The organism is Algoriphagus antarcticus, assembly GCF_002150685.1.
Classification (GTDB): Bacteria; Bacteroidota; Bacteroidia; order Cytophagales; family Cyclobacteriaceae; genus Algoriphagus; species Algoriphagus antarcticus.
Genome location: NZ_MSSW01000057.1, coordinates 32312 through 51416, shown reverse-complemented (window position 1 = coordinate 51416; position 19105 = coordinate 32312). Strand labels below are relative to the sequence as shown.

The 19105-nt window shown below is 40.0% G+C and carries 21 protein-coding genes; 9 read left to right on the top strand and 12 right to left on the bottom strand.

The window, feature by feature from the left end; genetic code table 11:
- Positions 1-334: 334 nt before the first annotated feature.
- The 3 genes from BVH04_RS18500 to BVH04_RS18490 form a co-directional block, all read right to left on the bottom strand.
- Complete coding sequence (locus BVH04_RS18500) at positions 335-922, bottom strand: Crp/Fnr family transcriptional regulator (protein ID WP_086542958.1); 588 nt, start codon at positions 920-922, stop codon at positions 335-337.
- Positions 923-1219: 297 nt separating this feature from the next.
- Complete coding sequence (locus tag BVH04_RS18495; RefSeq protein ID WP_086542957.1) at positions 1220-1990, bottom strand: dienelactone hydrolase family protein; 771 nt, start codon at positions 1988-1990, stop codon at positions 1220-1222.
- A gap of 64 nt (positions 1991-2054) precedes the next feature.
- Complete coding sequence (locus tag BVH04_RS18490; RefSeq protein ID WP_086542956.1) at positions 2055-2825, bottom strand: cupin domain-containing protein; 771 nt, start codon at positions 2823-2825, stop codon at positions 2055-2057.
- Between the two features lie 226 nt (positions 2826-3051).
- Here BVH04_RS18490 and BVH04_RS18485 point away from each other — a divergent pair, with 226 nt between their 5' ends.
- Positions 3052-3630, top strand: coding sequence for a YceI family protein (locus tag BVH04_RS18485; RefSeq protein WP_086542955.1), 579 nt, complete (start codon positions 3052-3054; stop codon positions 3628-3630).
- A 55-nt stretch (positions 3631-3685) separates the two neighbouring features.
- On the opposite strand, the gene BVH04_RS18480 is transcribed toward BVH04_RS18485, so the two are convergent.
- The gene (locus BVH04_RS18480) at positions 3686-4081 is read right to left on the bottom strand and encodes a DUF1573 domain-containing protein (RefSeq protein ID WP_086542954.1); all 396 of its coding nucleotides are present in this window, start codon (positions 4079-4081) and stop codon (positions 3686-3688) included.
- A gap of 137 nt (positions 4082-4218) precedes the next feature.
- Positions 4219-5673, bottom strand: a complete 1455-nt coding sequence (locus BVH04_RS18475) for an ATP-dependent DNA helicase (protein ID WP_086542953.1) — start codon at positions 5671-5673, stop codon at positions 4219-4221.
- A 14-nt stretch (positions 5674-5687) separates the two neighbouring features.
- Between BVH04_RS18475 and BVH04_RS18470 the strand changes: the two genes are divergently transcribed.
- The 4 genes from BVH04_RS18470 (at position 5688) to coaD (ending at position 8216) form a co-directional block, all read left to right on the top strand.
- Positions 5688-6197, top strand: coding sequence for an NUDIX domain-containing protein (locus BVH04_RS18470; protein WP_086542952.1), 510 nt, complete (start codon positions 5688-5690; stop codon positions 6195-6197).
- Positions 6198-6245: 48 nt separating this feature from the next.
- Positions 6246-6827 (top strand): hypothetical protein, encoded by a 582-nt coding sequence (locus BVH04_RS18465; RefSeq protein ID WP_086542951.1) that lies wholly within the window; start codon positions 6246-6248, stop codon positions 6825-6827.
- An 11-nt stretch (positions 6828-6838) separates the two neighbouring features.
- On the top strand, positions 6839-7657 hold the full coding sequence (locus BVH04_RS18460) for a DUF3822 family protein (RefSeq protein ID WP_169714460.1): 819 nt from the start codon (positions 6839-6841) through the stop codon (positions 7655-7657).
- Positions 7658-7760: 103 nt separating this feature from the next.
- Positions 7761-8216, top strand: coding sequence for a pantetheine-phosphate adenylyltransferase (coaD, locus tag BVH04_RS18455; RefSeq protein WP_086542949.1), 456 nt, complete (start codon positions 7761-7763; stop codon positions 8214-8216).
- On the opposite strand, the gene BVH04_RS18450 is transcribed toward coaD, so the two are convergent.
- Positions 8204-8890, bottom strand: coding sequence for an NUDIX hydrolase (locus BVH04_RS18450; protein WP_086542948.1), 687 nt, complete (start codon positions 8888-8890; stop codon positions 8204-8206). The genes coaD and BVH04_RS18450 overlap by 13 nt on opposite strands.
- Positions 8891-8989: 99 nt before the next feature.
- Here BVH04_RS18450 and pyrE point away from each other — a divergent pair, with 99 nt between their 5' ends.
- Positions 8990-9634, top strand: a complete 645-nt coding sequence (gene pyrE / locus BVH04_RS18445) for an orotate phosphoribosyltransferase (protein ID WP_086542947.1) — start codon at positions 8990-8992, stop codon at positions 9632-9634.
- Positions 9635-9698: 64 nt separating this feature from the next.
- On the opposite strand, the gene BVH04_RS18440 is transcribed toward pyrE, so the two are convergent.
- The 6 genes from BVH04_RS18440 to BVH04_RS18415 form a co-directional block, all read right to left on the bottom strand.
- Entirely contained in the window at positions 9699-10889 is a 1191-nt protein-coding gene (locus BVH04_RS18440; protein WP_086542946.1) for a hypothetical protein, read from the bottom strand.
- 6 nt (positions 10890-10895) lie between these two features.
- Positions 10896-11726, bottom strand: coding sequence for a type 1 glutamine amidotransferase (locus BVH04_RS18435; protein ID WP_317045510.1), 831 nt, complete (start codon positions 11724-11726; stop codon positions 10896-10898).
- A gap of 44 nt (positions 11727-11770) precedes the next feature.
- Complete coding sequence (locus BVH04_RS18430) at positions 11771-12889, bottom strand: carboxylate-amine ligase (protein WP_086542945.1); 1119 nt, start codon at positions 12887-12889, stop codon at positions 11771-11773.
- A 22-nt stretch (positions 12890-12911) separates the two neighbouring features.
- Complete coding sequence (locus BVH04_RS18425) at positions 12912-13868, bottom strand: ATP-grasp domain-containing protein (protein WP_086542944.1); 957 nt, start codon at positions 13866-13868, stop codon at positions 12912-12914.
- A 23-nt stretch (positions 13869-13891) separates the two neighbouring features.
- Positions 13892-14605 (bottom strand): esterase family protein, encoded by a 714-nt coding sequence (locus tag BVH04_RS18420; RefSeq protein ID WP_086542943.1) that lies wholly within the window; start codon positions 14603-14605, stop codon positions 13892-13894.
- Between the two features lie 579 nt (positions 14606-15184).
- The gene (locus BVH04_RS18415; protein WP_086542942.1) at positions 15185-15697 is read right to left on the bottom strand and encodes a gamma carbonic anhydrase family protein; all 513 of its coding nucleotides are present in this window, start codon (positions 15695-15697) and stop codon (positions 15185-15187) included.
- Positions 15698-15833: 136 nt separating this feature from the next.
- Here BVH04_RS18415 and BVH04_RS18410 point away from each other — a divergent pair, with 136 nt between their 5' ends.
- From BVH04_RS18410 to dinB, 3 genes are all read left to right on the top strand, one after another.
- Complete coding sequence (locus BVH04_RS18410) at positions 15834-16556, top strand: YceI family protein (RefSeq protein WP_086542941.1); 723 nt, start codon at positions 15834-15836, stop codon at positions 16554-16556.
- Between the two features lie 152 nt (positions 16557-16708).
- Positions 16709-17959, top strand: a complete 1251-nt coding sequence (locus BVH04_RS18405; RefSeq protein WP_086542940.1) for an anthranilate synthase component I family protein — start codon at positions 16709-16711, stop codon at positions 17957-17959.
- On the top strand, positions 17949-19055 hold the full coding sequence (gene dinB / locus BVH04_RS18400; protein ID WP_262481375.1) for a DNA polymerase IV: 1107 nt from the start codon (positions 17949-17951) through the stop codon (positions 19053-19055). Before BVH04_RS18405 ends, dinB begins: the two co-directional genes overlap by 11 nt.
- The last annotated feature ends 50 nt before the right edge of the window (positions 19056-19105 follow it).

The following is a 19105-nucleotide window of genomic DNA, read 5'->3' as shown; positions in this document are numbered from 1 at the left end:
GGTTCTACCCTGAATTTTGTTAAAGGGGAAATTTTTAAGATCAATAAAATAATTGTTAAAATAACCCGATTCGAAATATGGAAGTAATTCTAAAATGGTGTAGTAAATCCGTATTTATTTACCACAAAGTAACAAAGAAAACAGAAGCCCGCTTTTTGTTTTCTTTTGATTCTTTGTGGTTTATTCTTTTTACAGGCTGCTTTATATCTGATTTTGACAATCAGTTGCCTGTTTTTGGAAATCTTAAAACTTTTATTCTCTTAGGATACAAAGTTTTCACAACATTCGTGGTAGAACCGATTTTTTAATAATAGCATTCCGTGAGCAAAATGCACTAAGCAAATATTTCCTCTTTGAGGACTTTACTAACTGTCTGCCGCGTCAATCCACTCAAGTCTGCAATATCCTGAAGGGTTATAACTTTCTGAAGATTGATTAATCTACCGGAGGCATCTTCTACCTGATTTTGAAAATCAACCATTATTTTTCTGACCTTTGAAGCAGCATCCAGACTTCGCACAGCATACAGTCTATCTTCAGCCCTACACCATCTTTTTACTACCTGAATATTAAACCACTCAGAAATATCAGGCTCTACGACCGTAATCCTTTTGAAAAAATCACAATCGTATTCCCTTACGATAACCGAGGAAAGTGATTTAGCAAATTCCAAAAATTGCCCATTTAAGTACCTCAAATTCCCAAAAAATTCACCCGGTTTGAGGATATCATAGCAAACTTCCAGCCCTGACGGTGAGTAAGTGCCTATACAAATTGCTCCTTTGACTATTTCATAAATTGGAGTTATCCGCTGGGGAGGTTGATACAGAAGTTGTCCTTTCTCAAATTCCACTGTATTCACATATTTGCTAATAGCTTCGGGATTGTGGGCACTTAAGAAATTGTACGGGCTAAATTGCATCTCTTATGATTTTGAACCCAAATTTAATCTCAAGATTAGAACTGCACTCTCCGATTGTGAAAGTTAATAATTGGATAATATTAAAGTACAATTACCATTTAAAAAGTGACCTTGTAGCTATTATTTATGCGTGTATGCTTTATTGCCAGTAGTCATGGAATTGGCAAGTGGCCGACCGGAGAGGAGATGCATCAGTACCATTTTCGCGATTTGCTGTTGAAAAATCAAAGCTCGAAATATCTGATTTGAACTTAAATCAAGAATTACTAAGAACCCCAGACGATTTCATTGCTGACCTTAAGTTAATTGCTGATCAAAATAGCCTACAACTTCATCAAAGGTTTTTCTTGTTGGATGCCCTGCTTTATCTACAAATTCCAGCGTTAAGATCGCATGTCCTTTACCGGGAAGCTCATGAAAAATGATTCGTTCTTTGTCGTCGGTGTTGAATGTTTTATCCAATACCTCAAACTTTTTGGCAGTGCATAATATATCTCCCTCAAATCTCCCACAATGCATGGGCCCTACCAGATCTAGCTTAGCTTTGATTGCTGAAATCTCGCCTGCACTCATGTGAATTGCTGAGCTATTTAATATAGGTAAAGAAGGCTGACTGGCGAAACCAGCTAAAACAGCATCATTTGCCATAAGAGAAATTGCAAAATTACCAGTCAAACACATTCCTATCACCGCAACTCCTTTTACCTGATACCTTTCTTTTATCAAAGTGCACAAGCCAGAAAGATAATCCACAATCGGACTAGACTCATTTTTAGAAAAAATACTGAACTCCTTTCTCATACAAACTACTCTAAAGAGATTTGAAGTGATGGCGGTTTTTCCAATTGGCCCAAAAAGATGTGGCAAAACTACCACATACCTTTGCTCAATGAATTTATCTGCCAAAGCCAAGGTTTCCTGACCTATCCCTGGCAATTCTTGAATGATGATGACTACTTTGTTTCCTTGTCCTATCGTGTAAACATCGTGAGTAGCCACCTGCTCGTTACTCATAGTAAATGAGAAGGTTTCTTTAGCGTAGGCGTCTATTTGTGTAGTTTTTCCCATGGAGAGAGAAAAGTATTAAAGGTGATTTTAACTGAATGTTGATTCCATAGTCTCTCAAAAAATTCTACTTCCACTTAAAAGCAAAATAAGTGGTGGGCTGTTCAGTAATGTTACGAATACCATGCATTGATTGTGATTCCATGAAATAAAAGTCGCCAGCTTTGGCTGTATATTCTTTGCCATCGATCAGTTGCGCTGTTTCGCCAGAGATCATAAGGATAATCTCAGATTCGATATGTGCGTGAGGTTCGTGGCTTGGCACTTTTCTATCCAATGTAGTCACGTGCATCTCTAATCGCTCACACATTGCAGTCGATCGATCGAAGTATGAACGAACTCCTCCAACACTTGTCGGCTTGAAGACAGTTGAATCCTGATTGATCATCAGCGAACCACCAGAAGTAACTCCTCTCTCAACATCCATTTTTTTCTTGGCTCGATATCTAATGATAAAATAAGTAAGTGGGCTCTCCCCTGCATTTTGGAGTGAATGCATCTGCTGCGGCATCAACGAAACCACTCCATTTGCTCCGAGTATCGAACTTTTACCCTCTATAGTCACCTTCATCAATCCCTCTTTCACTATAATAATCTCTTCAATATCCTCATTTGCATGAGCCGTACTTGGTTTGGCGCCTACAGCTTGAGTGGTCGCATGTATTTCTAAGTATTCGAAGTGTGGAGAAACACCTTCAAGTATCGGTCTTGATACACGATCTTCATTGGATATTACTTCGTGATCATCCCATTTGAATATGCCTGATTTTACAGGTTGGAGTTGAGCAAACGCAGAAAGTGACATGAGTAAAAAGATAGATGTAATTGTTGATTTCATAATAAAATTCTAGGTGGGATCCTGATAAATATAAAGAATCGAAATCAATTAAAATGAAGGCACATCTGTGATCAAGAATAATTTAATCAGCCTTCCCAATTGCAAAGAAAAAAAGGTAAGTCTTAAACAATTCGATAGTAACGTCTATTAACTAGAACCTTGTACTATTCTGTTTCGTCTAAATTCATTTAATCCAAATTTCCTTTACTTACCTAAAACCTCACTTATGAAAATCTTTACTTTACTATTCACACTAGCTTTTACCGCTTTCTCGGTTGCTCCAGAAGTAGCGACGGTAAATACCGCCGACAGCACAATCACTTGGACAGCCAAAAAAGTAACCGGACAGCATTATGGAAAAGTACCCATCACCTCCGCAACCTTGGATTATCAAAATAATAGAATCCGCGGTGGAAACTTCGAGATGGATATGACAAGCCTGACAGTGGAAGATCTTACCGATGCAGGTATGAATAAAAAGCTAACAGATCACTTGAAGTCTGATGATTTTTTCTCTGTAGAAAAGCATAACAAGTCCACCTTTAAGATCACTGAAGCCAAAACCAGTAATGGTAAAGACTACCAACTCACTGGAGATCTTACGATCAAAAACATCACCAAGCCTGTTACCTTTCCTGCCACAGTAAATGTAACTGGAGGTAAAATCACCGCAACCGGCAAGTTGACATTTGATCGTACACACTACGACATCAAATTTCGCTCAGGATCCTATTTCGAAAACCTCGCTGATAAGCTTATCTATGATGATGTAGAACTTGATGTTAAGCTCGTTGCAAGTGAGTAAACAAAAAAAAGCCTCCCGATTTTTTCAGGAGGCTTTTTTTTCACTTAGCTGTTGATTACTTCGTCTTTGGTAGAACGTTAGAAATCAATGATACTTTTTCAATAGGCTCTGCAGCATTGGAATAAATTCTAACTACAGAATTTTGCTTGCCCATTTTGCCTGCTGAATTAAATGACACTTTGATCTCAGAAGTTTTTCCCGGAGCAATTGGCTCTTTTGGCCAGCTAGGGACAGTACAACCACAAGTGGCGGCTACATTCGAAATGATCAATGGAGCAGATCCCGAGTTCGTCAACTGAAACGTATGCTCTACTTTATCTCCTTGGGTGATGTCACCGAAATCAATTGACTTTTCTTTAAAAGTGATTGCTGCACCACTTTGTTCTTGAGCATTGGCATTAAATGCAAATACCAAAGCAAAGACGGTCAATAAGAATCCTAATTTTTTCATGGCATTATTTATTTGGTTTTCAAATATTCAATTTTTTGTACCAACTTCAAAATAACGGATTTTAAAGCTGTAAGATGTATTAACTCGAAAATACCTTGCCAAAAGCTATTTTTCAGAATTAAGTTTTCCTAAAAGCTCTAAAACTCTGAGTCCTCAACTTCCTTTGGCTTTACAAAGAATGAGGGCGAAAAATTGACTAGGTACAATTCCTCTGTTGCCCGGGTAATCGCTGTGTAAAGCCATCTTGTAAAATCCTTATTCACCTGATCTTCGGGAAGATACCCTTGATCCACAAAAACTGCTTTCCATTGTCCACCCTGTGCTTTATGACAGGTCAATGCATACGCAAACTTAATTTGGAGAGCATTTAGAAACGGGTCTTTTTTGATCAATTCTTTTCGCTCAACCTTACTTGCCACATCTGCATAATCCTCCGAAACCTGCTGATAAAGGCTCCTATACTGCTCCCTTGTGAGTGAAGGACTAGGTGAATAAAGTGTGTCCAGAATCACTTTCGCCTCAAAATGAGGCTCCTCTGGATAATCCAACAGCCGAAGCTCAAGCGTGGCAAATCGAAGTCCATAAAACTCCTCAAACGATCGGATCTTCATCACTTCTGCCATATCACCATTTGCCAGGAAATTCACCTTTTCCGATTCAGCCATGTAGGTGTAATTGTTCTTCACAATCATCAATAAATCCCCAGAGCTAATTTCATCCTCAAAAAAATGGATCGTTCGCCTGATGTATAGATTGTACTGCACCGCGGCCTTGTTTGATCGGGTTATTATCGTCGTATTCTCAGTTTCAAACTTGTCATAAGCGTATCTCAAACCATCTTCCAGCCTTTCCCCAGTCATTTTGAAGGTGTCTTTAAACTGAATAGTACTGATCTTGATCTCCTGCTTCTCTTGCAGCAGTTGATATCTTAGATTGGTTGCATTATAAAGAATGCCTGATTCCAGTCGCTGCCGCATTACCTCTGTCAACTCTATAAAGTCCGCATCCAAGCGAAAGTGTCTCAATAAATAATCAGCTTCCAGTGCAGGGCTGAATTCACTTCCTACGGGTGGAAGCTGGGCTGTATCCCCTACCAGAATGAGACGGTTATTCTGTCCGTGAAAAACAAAGCTGATCAAATCTCCCAGCAAATTGCCAGACATTCCTCCATCATCAGCCAGCATAGACGATTCATCTATTATAAAGACGGTATCCTTGTAGTAATTCTTTTGAAGGATAAATCCTCCGCCTAGACTTCCGTCCTCAGCTTTGGGTTTGTAAATAATCTTATGGATCGTATAAGCGGCTCGTCCACTGTAATTGCTCATTACTTTGGCAGCGCGCCCCGTCGGAGCTAGTAAAAGTGAGCGCATGGATAATTTAGGCAAAGCTTTCACCAAAGCAGAAATCACAGAAGTCTTCCCTGTACCAGCATAGCCCCGCAGGACAAAAGTTGGTTTTTTCTCCGGCTCCATGAGTAGGAAAAAATCCATCTTGGAGAAAAAGGCGGCCTGACCCGACGTGGGCTCAAAAGGAAAATATTTACTCAGCAATGCTGATGGCCTCTGCAAAGGCTCATTATCTTTACTCATACAAACGAATGTAAATGCCAAAAGACAAAATCAGCAAGGAAATCGAAGCAAAGTTCGGAAATCATCTCAGATCGCGTGTGAACGGCATTCTCATCGAGGGCAAAAAAATCCTGATGATCAAACATTTAATGGGTAATGGCCAGATTATGTGGTCAGTTCCAGGCGGCGGAATGCATTTTGGTCAGAATGCAGCTGAGAATTTAAAACGAGAGTTTTCTGAGGAAACTGGACTAGATATAGAAGTAAAAGCCTATCTTTTCATCCACGAATACCTTGCAGCACCACTTCATGCGATGGAACATTTCTTTCGCGTGGAAAAAATTGGAGGAAATTTAACACTAGGCACGGATCCTGAGCTTTATTCAGATTCTCAAATTATCGAGGAAGTCAAATGGATGAGCATAAATGAAATCCGATCATTGCCAAATGAAGCCCTTCATCAAATCTTTTGGGGAATTAAATCCCTTGAGGACTTAGTATTGTTGCGAGGATATTTTAATTTTGAAAATAATTCTCTAAAATAGCACGATTTAAAACCTTCAACCTTACCCAGATTCTTAAAATTTTAGCAAATGAATTTATCTAAAGTACTATCCGTGGTCTTCTTCGTAGTGGCAATTGGTCTTGGCTACCTTCTCTGGAAAGGTGTTGAAGACGTAGTTGAGGACGAAAAAAGAGTTGCACTCATCGAAGCTGCAATCATCGAAAAATTGCAAATGCTTAGAGATGCAGAGTTGGCATTTCACGCTTCTAATGGAAGATATGCCGAGAACTGGAATGAATTGAAATCATTTATCCAATCTGGTCAGATTTGGCTTGTTCAAAGAACCGAAACAACAAAACTTCTCGAATACGGTAAAGAAGAAACTACTGTCACATTCGACACACTTGGTTCAGTGCCGGTAATCGATTCTTTATTCAACGAAAGAAAATTTCCTGATTTCAAATTAGACGGTCTTGCTGTAGTTCCAGGTTCTGGAGGAAAGCAGTTCGAATTCTTCGCAGATAAAGTGGAGAGAAACTCTTACGAGATTTCTGTGTTCGAGATTAGAGATCCAGCTCCAGTTAATCCAAACAGAAGATTGAACAATAATGAAAAAGCCTTGAAAGTAGGTTCAAGAACAGATGCCTCTACTGAAGGTAACTGGAAATAAAACCTCCTATTTTGGAAAGTAACCTTAAAGTATTCAAAAGTGATAGGTTTGATGTGGAAGACGCAGCAAGCCTATCACTTTTTTTGTATCCGGATTCTCTCTTCATTTTTGCAAAAGATAAGAACCAGTCAAATATCTGTATTCACGAATACATTAATTTCGACTGGAATTCTTTAGAGCAATTGGTGATTTCAGATCATTTATTGAAAGCGGACATACCTGCTACGATCTATCTGCACCAACCTAATTTCAGTCTAGTTCCAGGCGTTTTATTTCAACCAGGTCAAGAAGCTGCCTACTTAGCGTTTGCTGGAGATCAACAAGCCAATACGAGTTACTTCAACACACCTCTGGACAGCAATAATCTTCAGGTGTTGTCCTGTGTCACTAGTAAGCTGAAAAAGTCGCTTGAAGCTCGATTTTCAGAGTTGACTTTTCACCACGGATCCGTTTGTTTCCTCTCTTATTTATTCAAGGAAAGGTTTAATCTAATCGGGCAAGAAATCTTAGTCAGCATCTTTGGAAATCAAATCTATGCCGCAGCCTTCTCAAATCAGGAACTCGCGGTGTTCAATATCTTTTCCATTGATTCCAAAGAAGACATCTTGAAATATGCCTTGATCCTTATTGAGCAATTGAAGTTTGATCGGAATCACGTACGAATCAGTGTTTTTGGTGCAACAAACGAAAGTGGAATTACAGAAAATTGGGGAAAAGAATACTTTAATAATTTTCGACTGTTAACTCCGCATGCCAACCAAAATTTCACCCACGGTTTCAAGCATTTGAAATCAGTGAATCTATTTGAGACTAATTGGCAATTTGATTAAGCAAGGAAACCCAAATGACCCAACTAATCATCGCCAAGTGTTTGTCATGATTAGTTTGATCATCTTCGGTTCCATGTGGCCAAGGAATAATTAAAATAATCACATGAAAAAAATTGCCATTTTTCCAGGTTCTTTCGACCCCTATACTCTTGGGCATCATGACATCGTGATGCGAAGTCTGAATTTATTTGATGAAGTGATCATAGGAATTGGCTATAATTCCACTAAGAAATCAAGATACTTTGAGATCGATGATATGGTGGAAAAAGTAAAAAGTGTCTATGAAAATACACCTGGAGTAAAGGTCATCGTCTACAACGAACTAACCTCTACACTTGCCAAAAAACACAATGCGCAATTCCTGATCAGAGGACTTAGGAATACCACAGATTTTGAATACGAGAACACGATCAGTCAGATGAATCGGTATCTAAATGCCGAATTGGAAACAGTATTCCTGATTACATCTCCAAGATATGCAGCAATCAGCTCCACGATCATTCGAGAAGTACATCGATTTGGCGGTGATGTGGCGGAATTCCTTCCTTACAATGTCTGAGATTTCAGATGAGTCCTGATGTAGTGTTTGAAGAGGTAACGCATTGAGGGATAAGAATTGATGAGGGCGATTTTAGCATCACCTTCATAAAACCATCTGATGTCTTCTATGCCCTCATCCTCCTGCGGAGTCATCTTAGAATCATCCAAACAGTCCATTTCAAACCAATACGTCTTCTTCAAAATGCTCTTTCTATCCTGAGTATAGGTATGCCAAGTACTGCAGATTTGATTGCCTGCTTTCACTTTCACAGCGCATTCCTCTTCCACTTCACGTATAGCGCATTCCTTAGGGGTTTCTCCTTTTTCAAATTTCCCCTTCGGAAAATCCCACTTTCCCAGTCGGAAAATCAGTAGCATCTTATCTTTTTTGGATACTACACCGCCAGCTGCTTTAATTATAGAGAAACGGCTTTTCACAAATTTTTTCAGGGCAGCTTTATCCTTAGTGACCAAAGTGACCGAATCCAAATCCTTCAGCTTTCGAGTACGAAGCATATAGAGTAATCGAATAACAAGGTCGTGCGAAGGCTCATGAAATAGAATATCGTCTATCCAAGGTAAATGGGCAGGCAAGTCTTCTTGCTTATGATAAATGGTCTCATAAGCTTTCGAAGGATTCAGTTCCTCGTAGCTTATCAGATCAAAAGGTTTGTCATTCACGAAGATTCTCATGGGTGAATCAAAGTTTTTGCATTGGTGGAGTTAGTCAAAAGTGCATAATTTTTTCACTTGCTACAACCTTAGCCAAAGTTAATCTCTTATTTTTGGGTCATGGAAATTTTAGACGCGAATGTAGCTGCTGAAGTAGCTGATAAATTATTGGAAATTCAAGCTATTAGACTTCAGCCTGAAAAGCCTTTTACCTGGGCTTCGGGCTGGAAATCACCTATTTACTGTGACAACAGACTTTCACTCTCTTTTCCTAAGGTTCGCACAATGATCAAAGAACAATTGGTCAAAAGCATTCAGCATTATTTTCCGACTGTAGAAGCCATCGCTGGTGTAGCTACTGCTGGAATACCTCAAGGAGCTTTGCTCGCCAATGACCTTGATCTTCCATTCATCTATGTGCGCTCCAAGGCTAAAGGTCATGGAATGGAAAACATGATCGAAGGAAAAGTTGTGCCAGGACAAAAAGTCGTGGTGGTAGAAGATTTAATCTCTACAGGCGGAAGTTCACTCAAAGCCACTCAAGACTTGCTAGATGCAGGGTTTGAGGTTTTGGGAATGGTCGCCATTTTTAGTTATGGATTTGATGTGGCAAAGCAAAACTTCGAAAATGCAGGTGTGAAACTTATTTGTCTCTGCAACTATGAAGCGATGCTTCCTATGGCTGTAGAGAGAAATTACATCACAGACGATACGCTGGAATCTCTCTCAGAATGGAGAAAAGATCCGGCAACCTGGAAACAGTAAGATATACTTAAACAAAAAATGGCAGTGAGAAATCACTGCCAATTTTTGTTTAAGATCATAAATTCTATTTCTCAAAAAGACCAATAGAACCTCCTACCCAGTCTTTGTCTTTGTTGAATTTCACACCGATCATATCTCCACGGCTTAGTCTTACCAAGTTGCCAACTAAAGTTGGTTTCTCATCGGCTTCTGGCCAAAGCACCAAGATCCTAACTTCTACTTTCACTTTTCCATCTGGAGACTGGATCACAGGCGCATAAGCTACCTTCTTCTGGAGAATGTAGAGATCTTTATCCTTGACACTTTCCACATCAGATTTCGAGACATTGAAAACAACGCCGGAACCAGAAAAAGAAAACAAAGGCTTCAATACGTAATTCTCCAAGTCCTCTGGTATTTCCTCCAATTCACTCAGCAACTTAGTTTCTATAAAGTATTTCCCCTGTAGATAAGGTAGAATAAACTTGGAAATCCTCGTGTACCAATTCGGATGCCCGGCCCACTCCACATCCAATTTTTCCTCAAAACTGAATTGCAATGTCAAATCCTTTCGAAGATCAAGCTCATCAAAAATCACTCGATTGTAAATCCGCTTGATTCGTTTTTTCTCGCCACCATCATTTAAATAAAAAAGTTGGTCACCCGTCTTTATGACGTCGGTGACACAGATGATTGGAATCCCCAAATCTCTATGGCAGTAGTAGAAGTCAATCTTTGTATTCTGCTTTTCTGGTTCTATTTCCAGCAGAACCACTTCAGATTTATCATGTCCATTCAGCACCACTTCCTTCAACTTATTCATATAGGAATCTTCATCTATTCCTGACATATAAGGTGTCAATTCAGAGATGAACGGGTAATGCTTTTGAATCTTTCGAAACAAGTTGAATTGAAAATTAAAGATGGACGGAAAGCCCTGAACCTCGATAAGCTTTGGTACTATCAGTCCATTTTCTTCACAAATACCAAAATCAATTGCCATAAACTGCGTATGGGCATCTTCATTGGGTACTGCAGTATTCAGATTTATCGCGCGCTGGGTGATATCTTTGAAATTCGACTTTCTGATGAACTCGCACACTTCGCCACAAGCCTCTTCCAGTTGTTTCTTAATTTCATCAGGTATGAAAAAAGGAGTCTCCGCTAATCTGAAAGTTGGTGCATAATTGAAGTCCCGAGCTATATCATCAAGGAATGCCTGATATTTCTCAATAGAAAATTCAGCATTAAATTGAGCTCTTCGGGATTCAATCATAACGTATCAAATTAAGGTAAGCAATTTAGATGCTTTTACTTTTTGTATGGATTGCTCTATAAAATTTGGAATCAATGTCTCATTCGTCTTGTAGATTTTATCTTCATCGACCAAATGCTCCAGCATCTTTCTAAACCTTAATTTCCCGATAGATGCAATGATTTTATCTTTGACTTCAGGTTTTTTCAGATGTATCAAAAAGCTCACTGGATCGGCTTCAGGATGAAATTGCGTTCCCACCATTTCTTCCGAAAACCGAATAGCCATGATTGCACGTTCGTATTGTACATGATCACGAATCTTTTCGAGGGCAATGATTTTGGCCCCTAGCACTTTGAATTTCTTCAGATCCGGCTGCACTACTTGATAATCTCTGGAATCAACTGCCCAGAAAGGATTTTCCAGGTTTTGAAGCAAGGAATCTTTTTGTCCATCAGCTGTCTTATGCACAGGCATTACTCCAAAAGAGTTGGATTGACGCTTGGTAAGTGTGCCAAGTCCAAAATGCCTACATGCCATCTGAAATGAATGACATATAAAGAGTATGTATTTCTTGTGGTTATAATTTTGATTCCAGATCCAGATTTGGTCCAGAAAATCGAAATATTTCAAATCCCAATTACCATCGCCATCCATTGGGTTGCCAGGACCTCCAGAGGATATAAAAAGATCATAATCGTTGATTTCAGGAATCTCGGCCTTGCCTCTTACATCGAATACTTTATAGCTGACCTGACTATCAAATCTAGCTACGATATCTTTGATACAACGCATCCCCTGGTTTGGCTCCCCGTCATTCATATCCAAGATCGCCAAGTTCATTTTTTTCTTTCCCACGTTGCCTATAAATTAATTTTCGCCCGCAAAGATAATGAAAGCCCTTAAATCCCCTCTGTAAACTTTGATGTGATCATATCCACTACTTTCTTCAGATCCTGCGTTTGCTCAAATACGGCTAGTTGCTGATCTGCACCTGTACCATTTTTCAGTATTTGATGCACATAGTTGATCTCTTCTCTGCTGTCTAGCTCATCTACCACGTCATCCACAAAATCCAGAAGTTCCATAATCAGCTCAGAAGTAGGCACTTCTATTTTTCTGCCGAAATCGATGAGTTTACCCTCTATTCCATTCCTGGCTGCGCGAAATTTATTTTCACGGATCAGAGCTATTCTATAGATATTGAAGCTGGTGTTACTCAGGAGAAGTCTGTACAATTTGGCGACTACAGCTTGGATCAACGCTACGATACAAATAGTCTCATCGACTGTAAGGCACATGTCGCAAATGCGAAATTCTATAGTGCTGAAGAACGGGTGAATACGAAGATCCCACCATATTTTCTTGGGATTGTCTATGCAGTTGGTTTTTACCAGTGTCTCCACATAATTATCGTAGGACTGAACTGAATCAAAATACTCAGGCAATCCTGTTCTCGGAAATTTGGCAAATATCTTAGCCCTAAATGCTTTAAACCCTGTATTCCTTCCTTCCCAAAAAGGTGAATTGGTAGTCAACGCATAAATGTGAGGAAGGAAATAGCAGGCTTGGTTCATCAATTGCAGCGCAATTTCCCGATTATCAATACCCACGTGCACATGGAGACCAAAGATGAGATTAGACCTGGCTATGTCTTTTAATTCATCTACTATCGAATGATACCTGGGATCATCCGTGATCTCTTGGTCTTGCCATCTGGCAAATGGATGTGTACTCGCCGCTCCTACGACCAGGTTCTGATTTGCTGCCAATTCAAAAATCTTATTTCGTAGTGAAGAAACTTCCAGTCGAGCTTCGGCTACATTCTCACAGATATTAGTACCTACTTCCACCACTGATTGATGCATCTCTGCTTTCACTTGCTCCTTAAGGGTGATTTTCCCACCCTCAACTATTTTGGACATGTGCGAGCGAAGATCCCTGGTTTCGGGATCGATGATTTGGTACTCTTCTTCTACTCCTAGAGTGAATTTTGGGAGTTTTTTTAGGGTTAAAGCCATGGTTATTCGTTAAGCTAAAAATTTAAAATCTTTTAGTGCTGCTTACGGCATCTTTCATAAATGTGCCCCAAGTCAAATTCATCTTACCAGGGTTTTGAGCTTTGGCGTAGGCTATTGCCATTTTCGCAGCTTCCTCTACCACCCATTCAAAATTCTCCTGTCCTACCGAATTCACATCAGCATCCGGAGCGGGATTTCCAAAATCAATCGCATAAGGAATACCATCCTTCACCGCAAATTCCACCGTATTGAAATCATAGCCCAGACCATGACATAGTCGAAGGGTATAATCTTTCACTGTCGCCAACAATTTCTTGGAAGAGGGAGGCCCATCTACCACGTAGCGCAAATGATGAGGATTTCTTGGTTCGTAAGGCATGATTTTTACAGCTTTCCCACCCAGACAATAGACTCTGAAGTATTCTTCAAACACAATTTCCTCTTGCAGCATCATCACCAGCTGACCTGTCTCAGGATGAGTTCTGAAAAATTCCTCCTTATCTTCTAACTTATACACGTTTTTCCAACCGCCACCTGCGTATGGCTTCATATAAGCCGGGAAACCTACATAGTCAAATATCCCTTCCCAATCCAAAGGAGCAACAAGGTTCCTAAAAGATTTACTCGACGTATCGTCAGGATGTTTCGCTGATGGCAAAATCACAGTTTTGGGCAATGGTACGCCTAATTGATCTGCAAGTGCATTATTGAAGAATTTATCATCAGCACTCCACCAAAATGGATTATTGATAACAGCTGTCCCGGTCAAAGCGGCATTCTTTAAATAAGCACGATAGAAAGGCACATCCTGAGAAATCCTGTCTATGATGACAGCGTATTCCGTCAGTCGATTTTGAACCACTTTGTCTATTTGAACTGCTTCAGCCATGATTCCTTTTTCGGCTTTTTGATTTACGCGGTCAATAAAAGCCTGAGGAAAAGTATCCTCCATTCCGAAAAGTATTCCTATTTTTTTCATATCTAAATTGATAATAAGTTGACTTAATTAAACTTGATCCTGCTGAGGTAATGTGGGAACATCTCTTTCCAAACACCCCAATCATGTTCACGATTCTGACGCACGTCAAACCAGTGATTTACATTTTTTGATTTGAGCGCTTCATGTAGTTTGAGATTGGCATCGAAGCAGATATCCCAATTAGAAGTTCCTAACACAATATCCATTTTCCATAACTCCTGATCGTGAAGACCTGGAAGGTATTCTAGTGGGTTATTGTAAAAAATATCATCATGCTGGTAGCCACCCATGAAGTTTCGAATATCAAATGCACCAGACATGCTAAACATGTGGCTGACATATTCAGGATGTCTAAAAGCAAAATTTGCGGCATGATATCCGCCAAAACTGCATCCAGCCATCACCACTTTCGCCGCTGGAGTATTTAGACGGATACGTTCAACTATCTCATGGCAAATCATATTGTCATAAGCTACATGATGCTGAATCCGCTGATGAGGATGAATTTTTTTATTGTAAAAACTGTCAGCATCATTGCTCACTGGACAGTAAATTTTTATTAACCCTTGTTCTATGTACCAGTGGGCAGATTTTACTAAACCCATATCCCTGTTTTCATGAAAAGAGCCTTTGGAAGTAGGAAAAACAACTACTGGATATCCCGCATGCCCAAACACCAACATTTCCACATCCCGCTGCAGATGGGGAGAAAACCATTTCACATATTCTTCTTTCATAAATAAAATTTTAACAAACCGTTAAAAAGCAGAGGTTTTCTCACGCTTTCAAATACTAGTCAAAATTTCCTAAAAAGAAAAGGAACTGATAGTAGCTTATTAATTAAAAAATAAGCTGCTAACCTTTCATATCTTGATCTGGCTGATTATTAAGGACATAATTATAAATGAGAAAGGAAGAAAAGTAAGCAAAAAAAACCCCTCCAATTAAGTCACTTGGTGGTCGTCAAAAAAGTCGTAACAAACCCTTAACCTGATAATCTAATGGGAATCTCAACAACTAAAATAGTATTTGCCAAATTTCTAAAAAGTCTAAAATCAAAATCAGAAGCAGTAAAAATAAAAGAGCTTGGCTTTAAAATAACCTGATTATCAAATCACTAAAATCTTATAGATAGACTACCGAATGTGATTTTCTCAAACTCTTGGGAATAAAATAATTGGTCAAATGGAAGCACTGAACCTTCTGGCAGGAAAGCTGATAATCCAAAAAATCCAGCAAAATGACTGCGACTTTATTGAGTCGATTCTAGTTGAAAATTAAAAGAAAGCCATCCTATATGGACTAAACAGTCCACTTCAGACGGTATACCAACGCGCATACATTGGATAGTTTTTGGCCGTTCGTAAGATTGCTTCATCCATTTCTGCACCAGTATCTTTTACTTTTTTGGCTGGCACACCTGCATAAATTGTATTTGCTTCCACGATAGTATTTGCCAAAACTACCGCCCCAGCAGCGATCACTGCTCCAGAATGAACCACTGCCCCATCCATCACGATCGCACCCATTCCTATCAATACTCGATCATGAATGGTGCAGCCATGTACCACTGCATTATGGGCAATTGATACTTGATTTCCAATATATGTTCCAGCCTTTTTGTAAGTGCAATGTATCACAGCACCATCTTGGATGTTAGTATCATTCCCAATTCGGATTTCGTTTACGTCACCACGAACTACCGCATTGAACCACACCGTACAATTATCCCCCATGATCACATCCCCAACTACAGTGGAATTTGGAGCTAACCAACAGCCCACTCCAAACGCAGGATTTTTTCCATTTACTTCTAATAGCAATGCCATATTTATTAAAGTGATTTTGCTTCAATTATTGAAATACAAGAACCAAAGTTTCACTTTTTCTTTTGAGTATTGAACTTTTTCGCAGATTTTGAGTTTTCATGTATATACATTTAAAATTGAAACCAATCTTATTACGATGAAAACTATCAAACAATCAGGCCTTATTCTCGCGGCCGCATTAATGACTTTTGCTTGTAGCAAACCTTCCGATACGGTAGAAGCTACTGAAGCACAGGAAGTGTCCCAAGCAGAAGGAACTACATTGAATTTGAATCCAGAAGCTTCTAAAATAGCTTGGATGGGTTACAAGCCAACTGGTCAGCATACCGGAATAATTCCTGCTACTACGGGCACCGTGACGGTAAATGGCCCCGAAGTAACTGGTGGGACTTTCTCATTCGACATCACTGCGCTTGAAATCCACGATATGGAAGAAGGTACTGAGAACCACGGCAAATTACATACTCATCTTCAGTCAGACGACTTCTTCGATGCTGCCAATCACCCAACTGCCACTTTCGAAATCACCGCCGTTGAGCCTTTTACTGCCGGAGATATGGTAACTGATGAAGAAGAATTTGTCTCTGACAACACGCCAAAGGCAAATAGCGAACTGGCTCCTGACGCTCCTAACTACTGGGTAAGCGGTAACTTGACTATGAGAGGCACTACCAAAAACATCAAATTTCCTGCGACTATCAATGTAGCTGACGGAGCTGTGACTGCAAAAGCTGGTTTCAACATCGATAGAACTGATTGGGGACTAGCTTACGGTGACGAAGCAACTGTAGCTGACAAAGCAAAAGACAAATTCGTTTACAATAACGTTGGATTAGTATTGGACGTGAAAGCCAATTAATCATAACAAACTCATTTGAAAGAGGAATTCTAACAGGATTCCTCTTTTTTTGTGCTACCAATGAAATCGAGCATGACGCAAACGTAGCATATTGGACAGATTACAAACAATGCGAGATTCCATATGACCTTTGAAAGACCAATTATATACAGATGAAAAGCACCTCTCTCAACTACCCCATCACAGATTCCAATTGGATCGAAAAACTTTGCCGATGGGCAGACGCACATTATGAATTTTTTGCCTTTACCAATGGAAATAGCTACGAATATCCAGAACAACCTTTTGCCACACGGTTTCTTGCGGGAAATAATCAATTAACCGAAAAAGAAATCTGGGCAGAATCTACTGGCTTCAAAAAAGTCGGTATAATCGGCTATGACTTCAAAAATAAGCTAGAAAAGCTCAAAAGCGAAAACAACCCTTTTTTCGAGCTTCCGGAACTCTGCTTTTTCCAGCCCTCCTTTTCCTTAAAATTTGAGGGGGAAAATATCTATTCGGACGTAGAATTGACTGATGAATTCTGGATAGAAATAGAAAAAACTGAGCTTCCAAACTCAGCGAATACCAGCTGCGCTGTCACTCCACAAATCTCGCAAGAGAAATACCTAGCAACAGTCAAAACCATTCAAAATCACATCATCGAGGGAAATACTTACGAAAGTAACTTTTGCCAAGCGTACTCAGGTTCATTTGAAAACTGGGATCCTATCGGGGCTTATTTCAAATTGAAAAAGCTTTCTCCCATGCCTTTTTCTGCACTGTTCAAGGCAAAATCTCAGTGGTTAGTTTCAGCTTCTCCTGAGCGGTATTTGAAAAGAACTGGATCGAAAATAATCGCACAACCGATCAAAGGAACAATCAGGCGTGGGCAGTCCCTAGCTGAAGATGCAGTCAACAGAGAAACTTTGGCCAACAGCGAAAAAGAACAAGCAGAAAACCTGATGATCACAGATCTGATGCGAAATGACCTCTCAAAAGTGTCAAAGACAGGATCCGTACAAGTCAGAGAACTATTCGGTATTTATCGGTTGCCCAGAGTGTTTCAGATGATCAGTACAATAGCTTCCGAGTTGAAGGAAGGCGTAAGTTTTTCTGATATCATTCAAGCTTCTTTCCCGATGGGAAGCATGACAGGGGCTCCAAAAATCCGAACAATGGAAATAATCGAAGAACTAGAAAGCTTCAAGCGTGGTTGGTTTTCCGGAGCATTCGGGGTAATTGAAGAAAATGGAGATTTTGATTTCTCAGTGATCATTCGCAGCATTATTGCTGATCTGGAAGTGAAAAAACTCTATTTTGGAGTGGGCAGCGCCATCACCTACGATGCAGATGCAGTTCAGGAATATGAGGAATGCAGCCTTAAAGCTCAGGCAATTCTAGAAGTGCTCAGTGGAAAATGAAAAAGACATATTTGCCCCTCCTATTCGGAAAATCATCCATGTGGATATGGACGCATTTTATGCTTCCGTCGAGCAACTTGATCATCCAGAATGGCGCGGAAAACCACTTGTGGTAGGTGGAAATGCCGCAAGAGGTGTAGTCGCTGCGGCAAGTTATGAAGCGAGAAAATTTGGTGTGTATTCTGCGATGCCTTCGGTCTTGGCGGCTAGGAAATGTCCTCAGCTTATTTTTGCGCCAGCGAGATTTGATCGGTACAAGGAAATCTCCAGTCAAATCCGTGAAGTTTTTCACGAATACACAGATCTAGTCGAGCCCCTTTCCCTCGACGAGGCGTTTATGGATGTGACGGAAAATAAAATGGGTCTTAAATCAGCCATTTTAATAGCCAAGCAAATTCGCCAAAAGATCAAAGAACGTACAGGCCTGAATGCTTCTGCAGGTGTTTCTTATAATAAGTTCTTGGCTAAAATAGCCTCTGACCTGAACAAACCCAATGGCCAGGCGGTGATCCTTCCCGAAGAAGCTGAAGCCTTTTTAGAAAAACTGCCTATCAAAAAGTTCTTCGGAATAGGAAAAGTGACTGCCGAGAAAATGAGTGGGTTTGGAATTCACAATGGTAAAGACCTCAAACAATTTTCTCTACAATACCTCACTCGGAAGTTTGGAAAGTCTGGCATCCATTACTTCAATATAGTCCGCGGAATCCATCTCTCGGAAGTGCAGCCGCATCGCATCCGCAAATCTATCAGCGCAGAGAACACCTTTGAGAAAGATATCATGGCGATGGAAGACCTACTTTCTGCTTTAAAACCCATCTATGATGAACTGATCAAGCGAATTAAAAAATCTGGGATCAAAGGGCGGACGGTCACCTTAAAAATTAAATTCTCTGATTTCACCCAACAAACGCGTAGCAAAACTCAGGAGCAATATCCCGATGAAGAACTTATTTGGCAAATAGCTACAGAACTTTTAGCCCAAGAGTCCTCCAACAACCCAATTCGATTGCTGGGCCTGGGCATCTCCAATCTCAATATTATCGAGGAGCATCAGCATTTTGGAGAGCAACTGAAAATCCCTTTTGACGGTCTATAAGTATCAGAGAGTTAACGCTTTTAATGAAAAAATCCCCAGAGAAGAATCAG